The 1,118-nt window shown below is 66.7% G+C and carries 1 protein-coding gene; it reads left to right on the top strand.

From position 1 onward, the window contains the following. Nucleotides 1-1,118, top strand: a 1,118-nt coding sequence (locus AVE30378_RS32470) for a malic enzyme-like NAD(P)-binding protein (RefSeq protein WP_279636222.1), incomplete at both ends; no start/stop codon positions are given.

A 1,118-nucleotide genomic window follows, 5' to 3' on the forward strand; every position in this document is an offset into this window, starting at 1 on the left:
TGGGCAACATCGGCGCGCTGGCCTCCAAGCCGGTGATGGAAGGCAAGGCGGTGCTGTTCAAGAAGTTCGCCGGGCTGGACGTGTTCGACATCGAAATCAACGAGACCGACCCGGACAAGCTGGTCGAGATCATCGCGGGGCTGGAGGCCACCTTCGGGGGCATCAACCTCGAGGACATCAAGGCGCCGGAGTGCTTCATCGTCGAGCGCAAGCTGCGCGAGCGCATGAAGATCCCGGTTTTCCACGACGACCAGCACGGCACCGCGATCTGCGTGTCGGCGGCCTTCATCAACGGGCTGAAGGTGGTGGGCAAGGACATCAAGCAGGTCAAGGTGGTGACGTCGGGCGCCGGCGCCGCCGCGCTGGCCTGCCTGGACCTGATGGTGGACCTGGGCCTGCCGCTGGAAAACATCTGGGTCACGGACATCGAGGGCGTGGTCTACGAAGGGCGCACGGCGCTGATGGATCCGGACAAGGCGCGTTTCGCGCAGAAGACCGAGGCCCGCAAGCTGGCCGAGGTGATCCAGGGCGCGGACGTGTTCCTGGGGCTGTCGGCCGGCGGCGTGCTCAAGCCGGAGATGGTGGCGGCGATGGGTCCGCGCCCGCTGATCCTGGCGCTGGCCAATCCGACGCCGGAGATCCTGCCGGAAGTGGCGCACGGGGTGCGCGACGACGTGGTGATGGCCACGGGCCGTTCGGACTATCCGAACCAGGTCAACAACGTGCTGTGCTTCCCGTACATTTTCCGCGGGGCGCTGGACGTGGGGGCCACGACGATCACCCGCGAGATGGAGAAGGCGGCGGTCTACGCGATCGCGCAACTGGCCGAGGAAGAGCAGAACGAAGTGGTGGCGGCGGCCTACGGCACCTACGACATCTCGTTCGGCCCCGACTATCTGATTCCCAAGCCGTTCGATCCGCGCCTGATCGTGCGCATCGCGCCGGCGGTGGCCAAGGCGGCGATGGACGGCGGCGTGGCGACGCGTCCGCTGGCGGACCTGGAAGCCTACGAAGAGCAGTTGCAGCAGTTCGTGTACCACTCGGGCGCGTTCATGAAGCCGCTGTTCTCGGCGGCCAAGCGCCTGGTGCGCGAAGGCGGCAAGTCGCGCATCGTGTTC

It is taken from the genome of Achromobacter veterisilvae, from assembly GCF_900496975.1.
Taxonomy (GTDB): Bacteria; Pseudomonadota; Gammaproteobacteria; order Burkholderiales; family Burkholderiaceae_B; genus Achromobacter; species Achromobacter veterisilvae.